At 66.0% G+C, this 18802-nt stretch carries 15 protein-coding genes; 5 read left to right on the top strand and 10 right to left on the bottom strand.

Going from position 1 to position 18802, the window contains the following annotated elements; all coding sequences use genetic code 11:
- Window positions 1-7 precede the first annotated feature (7 nt).
- The 3 genes from AC5P8Z_RS03915 to AC5P8Z_RS03925 form a co-directional block, all read right to left on the bottom strand.
- Window positions 8-904 (bottom strand): hydroxypyruvate isomerase family protein, encoded by an 897-nt coding sequence (locus AC5P8Z_RS03915; RefSeq protein ID WP_495228175.1) that lies wholly within the window; start codon window positions 902-904, stop codon window positions 8-10.
- 479 nt (window positions 905-1383) lie between these two features.
- Entirely contained in the window at window positions 1384-2169 is a 786-nt protein-coding gene (locus AC5P8Z_RS03920) for a hypothetical protein (protein WP_495228177.1), read from the bottom strand.
- 93 nt (window positions 2170-2262) lie between these two features.
- The gene (locus tag AC5P8Z_RS03925) at window positions 2263-2838 is read right to left on the bottom strand and encodes a single-stranded DNA-binding protein (RefSeq protein ID WP_010483495.1); all 576 of its coding nucleotides are present in this window, start codon (window positions 2836-2838) and stop codon (window positions 2263-2265) included.
- 293 nt (window positions 2839-3131) lie between these two features.
- Between AC5P8Z_RS03925 and AC5P8Z_RS03930 the strand changes: the two genes are divergently transcribed.
- From AC5P8Z_RS03930 to AC5P8Z_RS03945, 4 genes are all read left to right on the top strand, one after another.
- Window positions 3132-4163 (top strand): LacI family DNA-binding transcriptional regulator, encoded by a 1032-nt coding sequence (locus tag AC5P8Z_RS03930; RefSeq protein WP_286071185.1) that lies wholly within the window; start codon window positions 3132-3134, stop codon window positions 4161-4163.
- Window positions 4164-4293: 130 nt separating this feature from the next.
- Window positions 4294-5196: an ABC transporter ATP-binding protein gene (locus tag AC5P8Z_RS03935; RefSeq protein ID WP_495228179.1), complete on the top strand. Its 903-nt coding sequence runs from the start codon at window positions 4294-4296 to the stop codon at window positions 5194-5196.
- Between the two features lie 12 nt (window positions 5197-5208).
- A complete protein-coding gene (locus AC5P8Z_RS03940) occupies window positions 5209-8793 on the top strand; it encodes a M1 family aminopeptidase (RefSeq protein WP_495228181.1) in 3585 nt (1194 codons plus the stop codon).
- Between the two features lie 61 nt (window positions 8794-8854).
- Window positions 8855-9154 carry a hypothetical protein gene (locus tag AC5P8Z_RS03945; RefSeq protein WP_495228183.1) on the top strand — a complete coding sequence of 100 codons (300 nt, stop codon included), beginning with the start codon at window positions 8855-8857 and terminating at the stop codon, window positions 9152-9154.
- A gap of 78 nt (window positions 9155-9232) precedes the next feature.
- On the opposite strand, the gene AC5P8Z_RS03950 is transcribed toward AC5P8Z_RS03945, so the two are convergent.
- From AC5P8Z_RS03950 to AC5P8Z_RS03980, 7 genes are all read right to left on the bottom strand, one after another.
- Window positions 9233-9544 (bottom strand): hypothetical protein, encoded by a 312-nt coding sequence (locus AC5P8Z_RS03950; RefSeq protein ID WP_495228185.1) that lies wholly within the window; start codon window positions 9542-9544, stop codon window positions 9233-9235.
- Between the two features lie 91 nt (window positions 9545-9635).
- Window positions 9636-9938 carry a hypothetical protein gene (locus AC5P8Z_RS03955; protein WP_495228186.1) on the bottom strand — a complete coding sequence of 101 codons (303 nt, stop codon included), beginning with the start codon at window positions 9936-9938 and terminating at the stop codon, window positions 9636-9638.
- Window positions 9935-10321: an SseB family protein gene (locus tag AC5P8Z_RS03960; protein ID WP_495228188.1), complete on the bottom strand. Its 387-nt coding sequence runs from the start codon at window positions 10319-10321 to the stop codon at window positions 9935-9937. The genes AC5P8Z_RS03955 and AC5P8Z_RS03960 overlap by 4 nt, the downstream gene beginning before the upstream one ends.
- A 120-nt stretch (window positions 10322-10441) precedes the next feature.
- Window positions 10442-10846 carry a hypothetical protein gene (locus AC5P8Z_RS03965; RefSeq protein ID WP_495228189.1) on the bottom strand — a complete coding sequence of 135 codons (405 nt, stop codon included), beginning with the start codon at window positions 10844-10846 and terminating at the stop codon, window positions 10442-10444.
- Window positions 10847-10929: 83 nt separating this feature from the next.
- Complete coding sequence (locus tag AC5P8Z_RS03970; RefSeq protein ID WP_495228191.1) at window positions 10930-12645, bottom strand: alpha-amylase family glycosyl hydrolase; 1716 nt, start codon at window positions 12643-12645, stop codon at window positions 10930-10932.
- Window positions 12645-14132, bottom strand: coding sequence for an MFS transporter (locus tag AC5P8Z_RS03975; RefSeq protein ID WP_295565497.1), 1488 nt, complete (start codon window positions 14130-14132; stop codon window positions 12645-12647). Before AC5P8Z_RS03975 ends, AC5P8Z_RS03970 begins: the two co-directional genes overlap by 1 nt.
- Window positions 14129-16321, bottom strand: a complete 2193-nt coding sequence (locus AC5P8Z_RS03980) for a glucosidase family protein (protein WP_495228193.1) — start codon at window positions 16319-16321, stop codon at window positions 14129-14131. Before AC5P8Z_RS03980 ends, AC5P8Z_RS03975 begins: the two co-directional genes overlap by 4 nt.
- A gap of 237 nt (window positions 16322-16558) precedes the next feature.
- On the opposite strand from AC5P8Z_RS03980, the gene AC5P8Z_RS03985 reads away from it, so the two are divergent.
- The gene (locus tag AC5P8Z_RS03985; protein WP_495228195.1) at window positions 16559-18613 is read left to right on the top strand and encodes a glycoside hydrolase family 97 protein; all 2055 of its coding nucleotides are present in this window, start codon (window positions 16559-16561) and stop codon (window positions 18611-18613) included.
- Window positions 18614-18802 lie beyond the last annotated feature (189 nt).

Raw genomic sequence — 18802 nt, forward strand, 5'->3', positions numbered from 1 at the left:
TATCGTTTCAGACGTCGCAGAGGCGGATCGCCTCGCGCAATGAAGCAACGGGATCGGGCGCCGCAGGCATGAATTCCTGCGCCAGATATCCCTTGAAACCGGTGTCGCGGATCGCGCGGCAGATGGCCGGATAGTTCAGCTCCTGCTGGTCTCCGATCTCGTTGCGGCCGGGCACGCCTGCGGTGTGGTAATGCTTGAAGCACGCGTGATGCCTGCCGATGGTGGCGATGATGTCGCCCTCCATGATCTGCATGTGATAGATGTCGTAAAGCAGGCCGAAGTTGTCCGAGCCGAGCCGCTGGCACAACTCCACGCCCCATGCGGAGTGGTCACACAGGTAGTCGCGATGGTCGACCCTGGAGTTCAGAAGCTCCATCACCAGCACCACGCCACGCTTCTCCGCATGCCCGAGGATGCGCTTGAGGCCGGCCTCGGCATTCGCCATGCCGTCCTGCGGATCCATACCGTTGCGGTTGCCGGAGAAGCAGATGAGGTTGCGGTAGCCGGCATCGGCGACCAGATCGATGTGCCGCGTGTAGCGTGCCACCAGCTCATCGTGGAACTCGCGACCGGCAAAGCCCTTGGTCAGGCCCAGCTCCGCGCCGTTGCACATCGAGCTGTAGACGCCGTGGGCCTTCAGCGTGGGCCAGTCTTCGGGGCTGACCAGGTCGATCGCGGCAAAGCCGATGTCCTTCACCGTCGCGCAGAGCTGGGCAACCGACAGCTGCGGGAAGGTCCAGCGGGCCACGGCCTGCTTCAGGTTGCCCTTCAACGGTGCAGTGGCGGCGAATGCAGGCAACGCTCCCGCAGTACCCAGGGCTACGCCCCCAGCAATCGCCATGCGCAGCGCATCGCGCCGCGTGAGCCCCGGGGGCGGGATCGGTCTGATCGTATGGATGGACATCCACCTTCCGGCCTCCCAACCGGCATCAAACGCAACAATTCACAGCAATGCAATCGATTGCACCATAGGGGATGAATTTGACTGTTTGCAAGTCGCGGTGCACGAAAATCGATGCTGCGAAGCACAACGCAGTCGACATCGCGCAAAACGAAAAGCCCCGCATGAGCGGGGCTTTCTTTTCTGCTGCGAACGAGCTTTCGATCAAAACGGTTGTGCACATTTGATGACTCAGCTCCAAACCCGTCGAGCGGTAAAAGCACTGAATCATTCACTTAAAGAGCGCGTCGACCGTTCCTTCTTCAACAGACCAAACGGAATCCGTAGATCCCCCACTTCCTTGTCGACGCGTAGACCGTGGAAAATTTCAACTCAATCAGTCTCACTCTGGCCAGTCCCTCCACCCATTTCTGCTTCCCGATACCGTCTCAGGCAAGAGGCATCACCAACTGCATCAACATGTGCTGGTGCAGTTCCAACGTTCATGACCTCGTGATCTCGAATCCTCTGACCAAAGGGTTCTTCAGCGCAGTTCTCCACGACCAACCGCAACCGCTGAGATAACCCAGCATCATTGTCACGCGCCCGAGCCGGCGCTCTATGGATGCAATGGTGTAGCCGGCTGGCATGCCGGTCGCCGCCATCCATTCAACCAACTTGGCCAGCTTTTGATTGGGTGTAACGATCTCAACCGTGTCCCCCGACTGCAGCTCACTGATTAGGCAGGTCTTCAACGTGCTCCTCGCCATCACACCCACGTTCGAAATTGAGGGTTTGCGCCAGAACACTTGCATGCGAAAAATTCGGCAGCAGCGTTTGTGATGTCGAGGCGTGATGTGCAGGCCATATCGCGATCGGCCGATCTCTTCAAGGTTGTATCTGTACTGATCGCGAGCTTCGCCCCCCTCAGGCTCTGGTTTCGAGGCCACCATGACCCGTCCCACAATGATTACACCCACAAGCCATACGCCCAGGGGAATCAGTGGCCCGAAGTAGAACAGCAACGCGACATCAAACTGATACGAGTAGATCGCACCGTTGACGATCCGCATCGCAATCGGCGAGAACAACGAGATCAAGACGCCAGCGAAGAGCAGCTCCATCGCTCGAGTCGGCGTGATTGCATAGGTTGGGGCATTGCACAGGCGATCGGCCACCGCATACGCTGCGAGACTCCCCCCTGCCGCTATCAGCGCGCATCCGGTGAAACTGATCCACATGGGCAACGCCTTGAGCACTGCAAACTGGTGCTGGATCCATTCTGTCATTGCTTACCCTCCATCAGTTTACGTTAGCGGCACAAAGCCCAATAAAAAAAGCCCCGGCAGATGCCAGGGCTTTTTTTGTGACTCGCGTGTTCCTTAGAACGGAATATCGTCGTCAGCGAAGTCGTCCATCGGCGGCGCCTGCTGCGGCTGCGGGCGCTGGTTGCCACCCTGGTTGCCGTAACCGCCGCCCTGGTTGCCGCCCTGGTTGCCATAGCCACCGCCCTGGCCGCCACGCTGGCCGCCGCCACCGCCGCCGTACTCCTGGCGCGGGGCCTGCTGGCGCTGCGGGCGATCGCCGCCGTAGTTGCCGCCACCGCCACCACCGCCGCCTTCACCGCGGCCGCCCAGCATCTGCATTTCGTCGGCGACGATATCGGTGGAGTACTTCTCCACGCCGTCCTGGCCGGTGTATTTGTCGTAACGCAGGCTGCCTTCAACGTAGACCGAACTGCCCTTGCGCAGGTATTCGCCGGCGATCTCGCCGAGCTTGCCGAAGAACACCACACGGTGCCATTCGGTGCGCTCCTGCTGGTTGCCATCCTTGTCCTTGCGGACGCTGGTGGTGGCCAGGCTGATGCGGGTGATCGCCATGCCGCTCTGGGTGTACTTCACGTCCGGGTCGTTGCCGAGATTGCCGACCAGGATGACTTTGTTGATGCCGCGCGCCATAGGTACCTTCGTCCGTTGTCCAAGGGCAGACCGCCAGTGATAGCACAGCCCCAGGCAGGGGTGCAGTACGCTGGGCCGCCCCTGGTGAAATTTGGGGGAATGCGAGAACGATGCATCTTAGCATTGCCGCCGCCATCCGCCGGGTCAGAAGTCCCTGACCGCAGCCAAGGCTCAGACTGATTTCCTTGTACGGCAATGACTTAGCGTCGCCCCGACGGACGCCTGCAAGGGCATTCGCGTCTGCCCATGGCATCATGCCCGGGCACCTTCCACCTGCCCCCTGCCGTTCGCCCATGACCATCAAAGGCAAAGCCACCTCCCTGGACATCGCCCACCTGGCCGGGGTCTCCCAGCCGACCGTGTCGCGGGCCCTGCGCGGCAGCCCGATGGTCAACGCCGAGACCCGCGAGCGCATCCTGCGCATCGCCCGCGAGCTGAACTACAAGGTCGACAAGAACGCCTCCAGCCTGCGCCTGCGCAATGCCGGCACGCTGGCCCTGCTGTTCTTCGAAGACCCGACCAACGACGACTCGCTGATCAACCCGTTCTTCCATTCGATGCTCGGCTCGATCACCCGTGCCTGCGCCCTGCACGGGCAGGACCTGCTGGTGTCGTTCCAGCAGCTGTCCACCGACTGGCAGGCCGATTACGAGGACAGCAACAAGGCCGACGGCATCATCCTGCTCGGCTACGGCGACTACCACGAGTCGCGCGACCGCCTGCAGCGGCTGGTCGAACAGGGCACGCACTTCGTGCGCTGGGGTGCGGCCCTGCCCGGCCAGCCCGGCGTGTCGATCGGCAGCGACAACTTCCAGGGTGGGCACGACATCACCACCCACCTGCTGCAGCAGGGCTGCCGCCGCATCGCGTTCCTTGGCCACGCTTCCAGCCACTACCCGGAATTCCAGGAGCGTTACCGCGGCCATGTGGCGGCCCTGCAGGACCACGGCCTTGTCGCCGAACCGGCGCTGCAGCACGACGCGATCACCACCGAAGCGTCCGGCCAGGACGCCTGCCAGCTGCTGCTGGCGCGTGGCGAGCCGATCGATGCGATCTGCGCGGCCAGCGACCTGATCGCCATCGGGGCGATCCGTGCCCTGCGCGAAGCCGGCCTGCGGGTGCCGCAGGACGTGGCGGTCACCGGCTTTGACGACATCCCGCTGGCGGCCTCGGTGTCCCCGGCGCTGACGACGGTCCAGCAGGACACCAAGCAGGCCGGCCAGCTGCTGGTGGAACGCCTGCTGGCGTTGATCGGCCGGCAGCCGGTGGAGAGCCAGAGCATCCCGGTGAAGCTGGTGGTGCGGGAATCGTCGCTGCGCCGGTAAGCGCCACCAGACCTCCCGCCACGCCCCAATGTGCGAGGGCGGAATTCTCCCCCCATGACCAACGGCGGATGCGCACGGAGGCCGATGCGCGGATAACGCGCAGACACGCCCATGGAAAGGTGTACGTCGCATGCTGAAGATCGATTCGCTGTCCAAGACGTACGCCAACGGCGTGCATGCTCTCAACAATGTCAGCCTGGACATCCCGCGCGGCATGTTCGGTCTGCTCGGCCCCAACGGCGCCGGCAAATCGTCGCTGATGCGCACCCTGGCCACGCTGCAGGAAGCCGACAGCGGCACGGCCGTGCTGACCGTTCCCGGCGAATCGCCGATCGACGTGCTGCGCGACAAGGATGCCGTGCGCCGCCGCCTGGGCTACCTGCCGCAGGATTTCGGGGTCTACCCCAAGGTCAGCGCGCTCGACCTGCTGGAGCACTTCGCCGTGCTCAAGGGTCTCACCCAGCGTGCGCAGCGCCGCGAAGTGGTGGACGGCCTTCTGCAGCAGGTGAACCTGTGGGACGCGCGCAAGCGCAAGCTGGGCACCTATTCCGGCGGCATGCGCCAACGCTTCGGCATCGCCCAGGCCCTGCTTGGCGATCCGCGCCTGGTCATCGTCGATGAACCCACCGCCGGCCTCGACCCGGAGGAACGCAACCGCTTCCTCAACCTGCTGGCAGCCATCGGCGAGAACGTCGCGGTGATCCTCTCCACCCACATCGTGGAGGACGTGACCGACCTGTGCCCGAGCATGGCCATCATGAACAAGGGCCAGGTGCTGCTGACCGGCCGCCCCACCGATGCCATCGAGGCCCTGCAGCAGCAGGTCTGGCGCAAGCAGGTGGACCCGTCCGAACTGGCCGACCATGAAGCGCGCTACGTGGTGCTGTCCACGCGCCTGGTCGGTGGCCGCCCGGTCATCCATATCCACAGTGCCAGCGATCCCGGCGATGGCTTCCGCGCCGTGGCCCCTGATCTCGAGGACGTCTACTTCCAGCGCCTGCGCCTGCAGGCGCGTGCCCGCGCGGCAGCCTGAGCGGAGCATCCCATGATCCTCAATTTCTTCCGCTTCGAGCTGCGCGAGCAGCTGCGTTCTCCCCTGCTGTGGCTGCTGGCCGGGCTGTTCGCCCTGCTCGCCTTCGCCGCCGCCTCCAGCGATGCGGTGCAGATCGGTGGCGGCAGCGGCAACGTGCACAGCAATGCGCCGACGGTGATCGCGCAGATGCTCGGCATCTTCACCCTGCTGGGGATGCTGGTGAACGCGCTGTTCGTCAGCAACGCGTTGCTGCGTGACTTCGAACTGGGCACTGCCGAACTGATCTTCGCCAGCCCGGTGAAGCGTCGCGACTACCTGGCCGGTCGCATCGCCGCGGCTCTGGCGGCCGGGCTGCTGGTCTACATCATCATTGCGTTCGGCGTGTGGCTGGCACCGTTCATGCCATGGGTCGATCCCGAACGCATGGGGCCGATCAGCTGGCAGGGCTATGCCTGGACGTTCGCGGTCATCGTCATTCCGAACCTGCTGTTCACCACCGCACTGCTGTCGCTGCTGGCGGCGCTGACCCGCTCGATCCTCTGGGTGTACATCGGCCTGGTGGCCTACCTGGTGCTCTACGGTGCCAGCGCCGCCCTGCTGCGTGACATCGACAACACCTGGATCGCGGTGCTGAGCGAGCCGCTGGGCATGCGTGCGCTGGGCCGTACCATCCGCTACTGGTCCACCGCCGAACGCAACAGCGGCATCCCCGAACTGGCCGGCTACCTGCTGGCCAACCGCGCCCTGTGGCTGGGCGTGGCGGCAGCACTGTTCGCCGCCACGTTTGCCCTGTTCCGTACCGAACGCAGTGGCAGCGGCCGCCGCCGCTGGGGCCGCAGGCAAGCGCTGCCGGCCGCCGATGCGGGGGCCGTCCGCCCCACCCGCGTGCCCCTGCCGCGGGTGGTACCGGTGTTCACCGCGGGCACGGCGTGGCAGCAGTTCCTGCGCCAGGTCCGCTTCGATACGCGCGGCGTGCTGCGCAGCGTGCCGTTCATCGTGCTGCTGGTGCTGGGCCTGGCCAACTTCCTGCCCAGCGCACTGTTCCGGCAGACGCTGTACGGCACTTCGATCTGGCCGGTCACCTCGCAGATGGTCATGGCTCTGCAGGGCGCCTTCAGCTGGTTGCTGGTGATCATCGTGCTGTTCTTCGCCGGCGAGCTGGTCTGGAAGGAACGCGGTGCACACATCAATGAAGTGACCGACGCCATGCCCGTGCCGAACTGGGTACCGCTGCTGGCCAAGTTCACCGCGCTGCTGGCAGTGATCGCCTGTTTCCAGGCTGCTGGCGCGCTGGCGGCGATGGGCGTGCAGCTGGCCAAGGGCTACACCCACCTGGAGCCACTGCTGTACCTGCGCAGCCTGGCACTGGATTCGGTGGTCTACATCCTGATGGGTGGCCTGGCGCTGGTGCTGCAGGTGCTCACCAACAACAAGTTCGTCGGCTATGCACTGCTGATCATCGTCATGATCGGCCAGGGCGTGCTGGGCATGCTGGACTACACGCAGAACATCTACAACTTCGGCAGCTGGCCCAATGCCCCCTATTCGGACATGAACGGCTACGGCCACTTCCTGGCCGGGCAACTGGCATTCCAGGGCTATTGGGCGCTGTTCCTGCTTGCGTTGATGTGCCTGGCCTCGGCCTTCTGGGTACGCGGTGTCAGCCAGGGCCTCCGCCAGCGCCTGGCCTTGGCCGGCCGGCGCCTGCGCGGTCCGACCGGTGCCTTCGCCGCGGTGGCCGCGCTGGCGTTCGTCGTCGTGGGTGGCTGGTTGTACTGGAGCACCAACATCCGCAACGAGTTCCTTTCCCCGGACCAGCAGCTGGACCTGCAGGCCCGCTACGAGCGCGAGCTGTCCAGATACCGCACGCTGCCGCAGCCGCGCATCGTGGCGGTGGACAACCGCGTGGACCTCTTCCCCGAATCGCAGTCCATGGTGATCGACGCCCACTGGAAGGTGCGCAACACCCATGCCGTCCCGATCCAGGACGTGCACGTCTCGATGGGAGATGACAAGCAACTGCTCGCCGTCGATCTGGGTGGGCAGACCCAGTCGATGCACGACGCCGATCTTGGCTACCGCATCTACCGCCTGCAGGCGCCGCTGCAACCGGGTGAAACCCGCGACGTGCACTTCCGGGTGATGCAGAAGCCCGACGGCATCACCGCCGGCCAGGCACCGAGCAACATCGTGGACAACGGCACGTTCTTCAACAGCCGCGTGCTGCCGTCCTTCGGCTACAACGAAGGTGCCGAGATCAGCGACCGCAATGAGCGGCGCAAGCGCGGTCTGGGTGAACCACGGCGCATGCCCAAGCTGGAAGACGAGGCCGCGCGCGCCAACACCTATGTGTCCAACGATGCCAACTGGCTCGACTTCCGCACCACGGTCTGCACCGCGCCGGACCAGGTGGCGCTGGCCCCGGGCTACCTGCAGCACGAAACCACGGTCAATGGCCGCCGCTGCTTCAGCTATGCCATGGACCGGCCGATGCTGAACTTCTATGCCTACCTGTCGGCGCGCTGGGAAGTGCGCAGGGCCAGGTACAAGGACATCCCGATCGAGGTCTACTTCGACCCGGCGCACGGCTACAACGTGGACCGGATGATTGAAGCCGTGCAGAAGTCGCTGGCCTACTACGAAGCGAACTTCACGCCTTACCAGCATCGCCAGGTGCGCATCATCGAATTCCCCGGCTATGCCCGCTTCGCGCAGTCCTTCGCCAACACCATTCCCTATTCCGAGGCCATCGGCTTCATCGCCGACCTGCGTGATCCGGACAAGGTGGATTACGTGTTCTACGTGACCGCCCATGAAGTTGCCCACCAGTGGTGGGCGCACCAGGTGATCGGTGCCAACGTGCAGGGCGCCACGGTGCTGTCCGAGTCGCTGTCGCAGTACTCGGCATTGATGGTGATGGAGCAGGAGTACGGCCGCCAGCACATGCGCCAGTTCCTCAAGCGCGAGCTGGATGGCTACCTGTCCGGGCGCGGCGGCGAGGCCATCGAGGAACAGCCGCTGGAGCGCGTGGAGAACCAGCAGTACATCCACTACCAGAAGGGATCGCTGGTGTTCTACCGGCTGCGCGAGGAGATCGGCGAGCAGGCCCTGAACCGAGCATTGAAGCGCTTCCTGCAGGACAAGGGCTACCAGCAGCCGCCGTACACCACCTCGCGCGAACTGCTCGACTACATCCGCGCCGAAACGCCGGCAGATCGCCAGGCGCTGGTCACCGACCTGTTCGAGAAGATCAGCTTCTACGACAACCGGGTGATGTCCGCGAGCGCGCGCAAGCGCGAGGACGGTCGCTACGACGTGACACTGGTCCTGCACGCAGCCAAGCAGTACGCCGACGGCAAGGGCCAGGAGAGCGATGGCAGCATGGATGACTGGATCGAAATCGGCGTGTTCGCCAACGGGCCGTCGGGCAAGGAACGCGACCAGAAGGTGCTGTACCTGCAACGCCACCATGTGACCACGGCCGAGCCCACCATCACGGTGACGGTGGACAGCAAGCCGGACGAGGCCGGGTTTGATCCGTACAACAAGCTGATCGACCGCGTCAGCGACGACAACCGCAAGAAGGTTTCGATGTGATGCAGGTGGTGGTGCCGGGCCGCATGCCCGGTACCACCGCCGTCCTGCCTGGAGTTGACACGTGATCGTGATGGTCTATGGCTTTACGGGCCGCTATGCAGGCGCGTCCGAACTCGAATGGAATGCGCCGGAAGCAGGCGCGTTGCATAGAGCCATGCTGTTCCTGCGCCAGGACGAAGCGCGCGATGCGTTCGACCTGGCCCAGGCCGAATGCGCACGATTCGGCTTTGATGAGATCAGCGACCTGCGCTGCGGCCGCTTGCAGGTGGATGTGCTGGACACCGATGCCTACCGTGGCTTCGCCGGGTTCTACGAAGAGGCCCTGACCAAGGGCTCCGCCCTGCTCTACTATCCGGATTGATTCCCGTGGCGATGCCCCGCGCTTCGGCCCGAACTGATTCCAGTAGTGCCAGGCCATGCCTGGCAGGGCTTCCCCGCATCACCCTCGCGGCGATGTCCCGCGCTTCGGCCCGAGCAACGCCAGCAGCACGTACACGACGATCGAGGCGACCGTACCCAGCAGCGCAGGCCCACCGAAGGCCCAGGCAGCCCGACCCTGCTGCCGCGCCCATTGGCCGAGATGCCAGGCCGCACCCAGGTTGATGAACCAGGCGATGGCGAACACCGGCCACTGCGCCATGCCGACGGCGCGCAGCAACGGCAGGGCCAGCAGTGCGGCAACGATGGCCGCGACCAGGAAGATCAGCGCGGAGCGGGAATGGCGCGGTGCGGGTGCAGCTTCCAGTTCCATGGACAGTCTTCCCTGTGGGCCCGATGTCACCATTGTGGAACGCCACACCATGCTCGGCAAACGTCCCCCTGGTGCGGGGCGAGACACGGCACTACGACCTGCGCAACCAGAGATGGACCAGGATTGCTGGCACTGGCCCCAGCATGGCGAAGCCACCCAGCAACCACGCCCGGCGCCCCTGCAATCGCGCACGCTGGTACAGATGCCAAGCTGCTCCCCAGCTGCCCAACCATGCCAGCAGCGGTGCGGGGCTGTCATCGATATCGAAGCCGAATGCAAGCGTCAGCCCGATCACCATCGACAGCGCCACGCCGGTTGCCAGCCAGATGGCAGCCCGCCGTTCGTGGTGGGCGGCAGCGCGTGCCATCGAGTCCATGCCGGAGACCCTGCTCACCCCTGCGCGAAGTCCTTCAGGATCTCGCCCACGCCGCTGGCGGAAATCTCGAAGCTGAGCGTCGTACCGGGATTGACCACCACGCCGTAGCCACCCGGCACGCGGCGCAGCACGTCCAGCATCAGCCAGCGGATCTGGTGCGGGGCCTGCTGGGAATGGATGCCGACCCGCGCCGGATCGGTGAACACAGCCACGTGCAGGGTGCCCTGCTTGTCGAACAGCAGCGGGTCAAAACCGCTGCCGTCAGGGGTGACCAGGCTGCCGGTCAACAGCACCACTTCGGACGCCACGAAGGCTTCCATGAAGGCGCGGATCGGCACCGCCCCGTCCATGGCGGCCTTCAGCAGGGTTTCGATCGGGGTCTGCGGGGCGAGGTCGGTCATGGCGGTACGGCAGGTTTCGGGGGAGGCCTATTGTAGAGTCGAGCTTGCTCGACTGCTTGCACGGGGCTCCCGCCGGGCATGGCCCGGCGCTACCGGATTTCAGCCCGGCATGGCCTGGCTCTACCGGGCATGTGCCTGCAGCGGGGGCTGGCCGGAACGCCGCCAGTACCGGTGAACCAGTGCAGCCAGCAGCATGCCCGCGGCCCACGCCATCAACACGCTGCCGCCGCCCTGCAGCGCATCCATCGCGGCCAGTCCCGCAACGAGCGCCAGCAAGGCCGCCACCAGCATTGCTACCACACCCGTGCCGCGTGCGCTGGCCAGGCGCAGGGCCAGCAGCATCAGCGGGAACGCCACCAGGCTGGCGCCGAGGCCGAACACCACCAGCGCGTCCCACAGGCCCACATTGAAGCTGCGCGGCATCGCGATGGCGGCGGTACGCGCCAGCCACGGGAAGGTCACGGCGGCGATCAGTCCTCCGGTGGCCGCACCAGCACAGAGTGGAATCAGTAAACGTCGCATCATTCAGCCCATCCTTGCCGAAGTACCGGCCGCTGGCCGGCAGTTGCATCTGCCAATGATCTGGAGCTGCGGGCCAGCGGCCGGCACTACCGCTTCAACCGCTGGTCCCGCGCCTGCTGGTCAGCCACTGCTTTGTCCAGCTCGGCCTGCAGGGCCGGCTGCTGCACCGGCGCATCCAGCACGTACACCTTCACGCCGTGCGCCGGCACCTCCACCTTCAGCGTACGTTTGACCTTCAGCTCGCCGCCACCCAGCGCATCACGCCACGTGCCGGCCTGCAGGTAGCGCTCCACTTCGAAGGTGCGCGCCGCATCGCCCTTGTTCAGCAGCACCAGCGCCGTCTGAGCCACATCGCCATGCTGCAGAACGCGCAGGAACACCGCCTCATCGCCCTGCAGCCGCTCGTTCACCTGCAGGCCGCGCTGCAATGCCGGGGTCGCCTCACGCAGCTTGGCGATGCGCTGCAGCGGCGCGAAGATCGGGCTCTGCGGTGCAGCGTGCACGCGCTGCTGGCCGAAGTAGGCGCGGTTGCCGGCATGTTCGGCGCGGCCGCGCATGAAGCCGGTTTCCGAACCGTAATAGACCACCGGGATGCCGCGCGCGGTGAACAGCCAGTTGTGCGCGTCGATGAAGCCGTTGTCACTGGCCTGCAGGCGCGGCATGTCGTGGTTGTCGTAGAAGCTCATCAGCTCGTACGGATTGGCATACGGGCCACCGCTCAGGTGCAGCGGCTCGGCCAGCGTCTCAAAGCCCTTGCCGGCGGTGCCGAAGGTCTGCTCCAGAGCACCGCGCAACGGGAAGTCGAGCACGCTCACGTTCGCATTGGCCGGCCAGGTGTGCTCGGCGATGCGCGCGGCATCGTAGTCGAACGCTTCGCCGAACATGAACATGCCCGGGTGCTCGGCGCGGATGCGGCTGACGAATTCATGCCACCACGGGTGCGGCAGCCAGCCGATGGTATCGATGCGCAGCGCGTCCACGCCCTGCGCGGTCCATTGCAGATAGGCACCGACCAGGTAGTCCATCACCGCCGGATTGTCCTGGTTGAAGTCGGACAGCTCGGCCAGGTTGCCGTCGAAGATCGAGCCGTCCTTGCTGTCAACCGGACCGATGTTGTTGTAGAACGCGTGCAGCGGGTTGTGCTTCGGATCCAGCTTCTGCGGCGGCAGGTTCTGGTGGTCGGCAATCAGCGTTCCATCCTTGTCGAAGATCTGGCCGAACTGCGGCTGCCGCGTCGGCATGGTCCAGGCTGGCGAGCCATGGTTGCCAACGATGTCCAGCACCACCTTCAGGCCGGCGCCGTGCAGGCCCTTGGTCAGGCCGGCGAAGTCCAGATCCTTGCTCGGCAGGTGCTCGTCGAGTGTGTAGAAGTTGATGCCCCAGTAGCCGTGGTACCCGGTCTTGCCACGGTCGGTCAGCGTGCTGGTGCAGCTGATCGGCTTGCTGCCGGTGAACGCCTCGTCCGGATTGTCCACGATCGGCGTGATCCACACCGCGCCGAAGCCGAGGTTGCGGATGTACTGCGCGTTGTCGAGCACGCCGCGGAAGTCACCGCCGAGGTAGCCGATGTTGCCGTCCACCTTGTCCGGGCACGGCACCGAGATATCGAAGGTGCGGTGCTTGCCACCCTGGTCGCGGTGATCGTTGGAGGGATCGCCGTTGACGAAGCGGTCTGTGACCACGAAGTACACCGCATCGCTGGCGAACGGCTCGGTGGTACCAACGTAGTCCGGGCGCGGAGTGGCCACGGCCTGGCCAGCGAACAGGGCAAGGGAAACAGCAACAGCCAACGCAGCACGCATCACACCACCTCCGGACGGGACGGAACCCGCAGCACGCACAGGCCGGCGACGAACAGGCTGCAGCCGCCCAGTACCAGCACATGCATCGGCTGGCCGCCCAGCCACGCCCGCAGCGCAAAGCCGAGCGCGCTGGCGGCGACCAGTTGCGGGATCACGATGAAGAAATTGAAGATGCCCATGTACACGCCCATCTTCGACGCCGGCACGCTGTCGGACAGCAGTGCGTAGGGCAGTGAGAGGATCGACGCCCAGGCGAAGCCGACGCCGACCATCGACAGCAGCAGCCAGTGCGGATCGCGGATGAACATCAGCGAGACCAGACCGGCGCCACCCAACCACAGGTTGACCAGGTGGCTCCAGCGCAGGCCGATGGTACGCACCATCGGTGGAATCAGTACCGCGGCCAACGCAGCGAAGCCGTTGTAGGCGCCGAACAGTACGCCCACCCAGTTGGCGCCCTCGTTGTAGGCCGCCGTCTTCGGGTCGGCCGAACCGAAGTGGACACCGGCCACCGCCGCGGTGGTGTAGATCCACATGGCGAACAGCGCGAACCACGAGAAGAACTGCACCCAGGCCAGCCGGCGCATGGTCACCGGCATCGCCCGCAGGTCGCCGACGATGGCGGCCAGCATATGGGTGCCAGGCAGCGCGCGGGCCAAGGCCAGCAGCAGGCCGTAGCCTGCGCACAGCCCCGCCAGCACATACAGCATCCTGTCACCCTGGCGCCAGGCGATCAGCAGGGCCAGCAGCGCGCCCAGCCCCAGCCACAGCGCCACCTGCATCCACGGTGCCGGTCCGCTGACCGCGCGCGCGGCATGGTGCGAGGGTGGCTCGGCATCATCGAATGCAGCCAGCTGTGCCGGCGAATACTCCCGCGTGCTGAACACCGTCCAGCTGATCGCCGCCAGCAGCACCATCGCGCCGAAGTAGAACGCATAGCGCACGGTGTCCGGCACTTCACCGGCAGCGGCCGTATTGGCCACGCCGAAGTGGGCGAGGATGAACGGCAGGAAGCTGGCGACGATCGCGCCCACGCCGATGAAGAAGCTCTGCATGGCATAGCCAGTGGGCCGCTGGCGCGGTGCCAACTGGTCGCCCACAAAGGCGCGGAACGGTTCCATTGACACGTTGATGGAAGCATCCAGCACCCACAGCGTGCCGGCGGCCATCCACAGCGTCGGCGAGTTGGGCATCACCAGCAGGGCCAGCGTGGTCAGCACCGCGCCGATCATGAAGAACGGACGGCGGCGGCCCCAGCGCGTCCAGGTACGGTCGGACAGGTAGCCGATCACCGGCTGCACCAGCAGGCCGGTGAGCGGCGCGGCGATCCACAGCCCGGGCACTGCATCAATGTCCGCGCCCAGCGTCTCGAAAATGCGGCTGGCATTGGCGTTCTGCAGCGCGAAACCGAACTGGATGCCGAGGAAGCCGAAACACATGTTCCAGATCTGCCAGAACGACAGCTGTGGCTTGGCGGGACGATTCATCGTGCGCCCTCTTCCACGGCCACCTGCGCCACTTTCAATGCCTGCACCTGCGCCCGATTCAGCATACCGTCGCGCCCGCCCTTGCCACCGGTGTAATGCGCGAAGTGTTCAAGCGCGCTCATGTTGAAACCCTCTTCAAGCGTGACCGTGCACGGCCCCTTGGGTACCGCGAACGTCGCCGCCGTGGAATCCTGCACGGCCACGCTGTGCGGCAGTGCAACCGTGTGCCGTTGCAGCGGCTGGCCCGCGCACTGCAGCGCCAGCTGCTTCACAGCAGCGGTGACGCCCGTATTGATCGGCCCGTTCGGGTTGGCGTACCGCAATCGCAGGCGTACGTGCCCGGCCTTGGCCGAGGTGAACTGCCAGCGCTGCTCCCCTTTCAGCCGCTGCTCCGGCCCGACACAGACCATCGGGCTGTGCAGCGATTCCAGCCCGCCCTCGCGGCGGGTCAGGCTGAGGCAGTGCTGCAGGCCATCGTCGCTGATGCGCACCGCGCCGTTGCTGGCGGTGACCGCCTGGCCGTCCTGCCACAGCACGTGATGCGTCGCGACCTGCACGTCCCAGCCCGCGCCCTTGCGCAGAACCTGCGGCGCCACCGGCGTGGCCGGCGCGCGTGCGTTGGCGTCCGCGCTCGTGATGGCAACACCGGCCGCTGCCGGTGCAGCGACCAGCTGCACCGTGGTGGTCGCGCCGCGCGTGGTGGTGCTGCCCGCCACCAGCAGGCCGTCGCCCAAGGTCTGCGGGCGCTCCAGCACGTAGCGCTTGTTGTTGGCTTCCAGGGTGATGCTGCGCTGCGTGCCGAACAGCTCCGGCACCAGCACCGTCGGCAGCTTGGGTTGCACACGGCCATCGTCCTGCACGCCGAATACGCCTTCGACCACCATCGACAGGTACCCCGCCACCGACCACAGCTGCCGTTCGGAATTGACCACCGGGCCGCTCAGTGCGCCTTCATCCACATGGACGGCCTGGGTGACCAGTTCGTAGTTTTCCATATTGGAGCCGGCCAGCGCGGCACCCTGCATCAGCGAGCGGATCTCGGCGGCAATGCGTGGCGCATCATCCAGCTGCCGCGCCGCACGCAGCGAGTAGGCACTGACGAACGGCCAGATCGCGCGGTTGTGGTAGATCGGCTGCCGCGCTTCCTGCGGCCAGGCCACCGGGCTGCCGGCCGGCCCCATCGGGTACGCCGCCAGCGCACGTCGCGCACGCTCCGGCGGCAGCACGTCGGCGAGGATGCCCAGCGACAGCCCGAGCAGATCCAGCTTGGCATACGGCACAGGATGCGCGGCTTCACCGATGTAGCTCATGTACTGGCCGATGTCCTCGCGCCAGAAGCGCACATCGATCTGCTGCGCCAGCGCATCGGCCCAGGCCTTGTATTCGGCCGCACGGCTGTCGCCACGCTGGGCCGCCAGCTGCTCGGCCAGGCGCAGCGCCTGGTAGTGCAGCACGTTGGTGGACAGCGCGTAGGAATCGCCGAGGAAGCGCACATCCTCGCGGGTCCAGTCCGGATAGGTCTGCTCGCGCCAGTCCAGGAACGAGGTCTCGCCGCGGTACAGGCCCGACTGCGCGTCGAACACCATCGCGCGGTCCTGTGCCAGCGTGCCCTGCAGCGCCTGCCAGACCTGATCGGCAAACGCCGGATCATCCAGCAGGTGGCGCGCGGCCAGGAACCACACCACGCGGTCGCTGCTGATCGGCCAGCTGCCGCCGGACCCGGTGTCCTGCGCCACGAACAGGCCGGGCGTGTGACCATCGCGGGCCGCCGACAGCTTGAACTGCAGCGACTGCCGCGTGCGTTGCGGGTCCAGCCGCGCCAGCGCCAGATCGGCGGCGAAGCTGACATCGCGGGTCCACACATAGGGCCAGCGCGCGCCGGTCTGGAAGCACTCGCACGGCACCGGCCGGCCTTCGTCGAACGCGGGATCGCGGATCGCGTCCACACGGTCCTGGTCCATCTCCTGCTGGGCCAGCGCGAACAACGCGTCGAACATCACGCTGCCGGTCTGGCTGCGCATGGGTGCGGCGGCAATGCGCACCTCACCTTTCGGTGCATGAAGTACGAAGCTGCCGTTGGCAGCGCCTTCGGCACGCGCATGGCGGCCGTCGAATTGCAGGTCGGCCGCCTGCGCGGTCGATCCCAGCGCTGCCCCGAGGGCAGCGGTCAGGCAAATGATCTTCAGCATCGAAGCGGCGGACCGGCTTGCGCCCGTCGGCCTCCCTCCCTCTCTGCACGCGTTGTAGGTCCGCACCGTCGTTGCCGGCGGGCGGGCACGGCCCCTCCCTCAGGGTGCCTTGGCCCCATGGTAGACGCGGGGCCGTCGGCTGCGTCCAGCTGCATACGTATTCATGGCGCCGCGCGGTAGCGCGCCTGCCGCGCTGGCTTATGGTCCGGGTCTGCCAACGGCACCTTGGGAGGGGACATGCCGATGCCACACATGGTTGTACGCGCGCTGTTCGCGCACATGCTCGGCCTGGCCCTGTTGGGAGTGGCCTCGCTGGCGCAGGCTGCGCCACAGGTCGCCAGCGTCGAATCACCCGGGAAGGTGCTCAAGGTCAGCCTGATGCTGGACGGCGGCACGGCGCGCTATCGCGTCGAGCGTTTCGGCGAGACCGTGGTGGAGGATTCGAAGCTGGGCTTTGCCCTGCGCGATGGCCGCCTGGATCGTGATTTCGCGGTGATCGGCCGGCAGCAACGCAACGTCGATGAACGCTGGGAACAGCCGTGGGGCGAACGCCGTCTCACCCGCAACCACTTCAACGAGCTGACCGTGCAGCTGGCCGAGACCACGGGCAGCAACCGGCGGCTGGATGTGGTGTTCCGCGTCTACGACGACGGCCTCGGCTTCCGCTACGTGTTCCCCGAGCAGCCGAACCTGCGCGAAGCGATCATCGATGACGAGCTGACCGAGTTTGCCATCGCACAGGATTCCACCGCCTGGTGGATTCCCGCCGGCGAACCGATCCATTACGAGTACCTGTACCAGCGCACCCCGCTGCGCGAAGTGCCGCTGGTGCATACGCCGATGACCGTGCGCAGCCGCGATGGCCTGCACGTGGCGATCCACGAGGCTGCGCTGGTGGACTACGCCGGCATGTGGCTGCGCCGCACCGAGGGCCAGCGCCTGCGCGCGCAGCTCTCGCCCTCGGCCGAAGGCTGGAAGGTCCGCCGCGCGCTGCCCTTCGCCACACCCTGGCGCACGCTGCAGATTGCTGACCGCGCAGGCGGGCTGGTCGAGTCAGACCTGATCCTCAACCTCAACGAGCCCAACGCACTGGGCGACGTGAGCTGGGTGAAGCCCGCCAAGTACCTCGGGGTGTGGTGGTCGATGCACCTGGACAACGAGAGCTGGGCGACCGGGCCGAAGCATGCGGCCACCACCGCCAAGACGAAGAAGGTGATCGATTTCGCCGCTGCCCACGGCTTCCGTGGCGTGCTGGTGGAAGGCTGGAACCCCGGCTGGGACGGCATGTGGGTCGGCAATGGTTACGACTTCGATTTCACCCGTGCCACGCCCGATTTCGACATTGAAGCGCTGTCGGCGTATGGCCTGAAAAAGGGTGTACATCTGATCGGCCACCATGAAACCGGCTGCGCCATCGAGCACTACGAGGACCAGCTGGGCGCCGCGCTGGACCTGTACGCACGGCTGGGCGTGGACCAGTTCAAGACCGGCTACGTCTGCGACGATGGCCAGGTCGACCGGCGAAATCCGGCTGGCGGCCCGCTCTGGCGCGAGTGGCACGACGGGCAGTTCATGGCTCGCCATCACCTGAAGGTGGTGCAGGAGGCCGCGCGCCGGCACCTGTCGGTGAACCCGCATGAGCCGATCAAGGACACCGGCCTGCGCCGCACCTACCCCAACTGGATCTCGCGCGAAGGCGCGCGCGGCATGGAGTACAACGCCTGGGGCCAGCCGCCGAACCCGCCGGAGCACGAGGTCAACCTGGTGTTCACCCGAATGCTGGCCGGGCCGATGGATTACACCCCCGGCATCCTCAGCCTGAAGGGCCGCCACGGCCAGGCCATCCCCAGCACGCTGGCGCGCCAGCTGGCGCTGTACGTGGTGCTGTACAGCCCGATCCAGATGGCCGCCGACCTGCCCGAGCACTACCTGCAGCACCGCGAGGCGTTCCGCTTCATCGAAGACGTGGCGGTGGACTGGGAACAGAGCCGCGTGCTCGATGGCGAAGTGGGCGACTACGTGACGATCGTGCGCCGCGACCGCAACAGCCGCGACTGGTTCCTCGGCAGCATCACCGATGAACACGGCCGCGTGCTGCCGGTGTCGCTGGGCTTCCTGGAACCCGGCGTGCGCTATCGCGCAGAGATCTACCGCGATGGTGAAGGCGCCGACTTCCGCAGCAACCCGTTCGCATTCGCCCGCGAAACCCGCGAGGTGACCAGCGCCGATGCCCTGACGCTGGTGCTGGCGCCGGGCGGTGGGCAGGCCGTTCGATTCACGCCTGTTCCCTGAACGTTTTCCGGCCTGCGCGCCCCTGTAGCACCCGAGCCCACGCTCGGGTGGCGGTGCGCAGCACCGGAACGCAGCCGAGCATGGGATCGGCTCTACGGAACGATGCACCTGAAAGCGATTACACCCCTGCAAACACCATTGAATACGTATGCAGGGTGATTCCCGCGAAGAATGCGCTGCCTACCATAG

Source organism: Stenotrophomonas sp. YJH_SMC_17 (assembly GCF_059371655.1).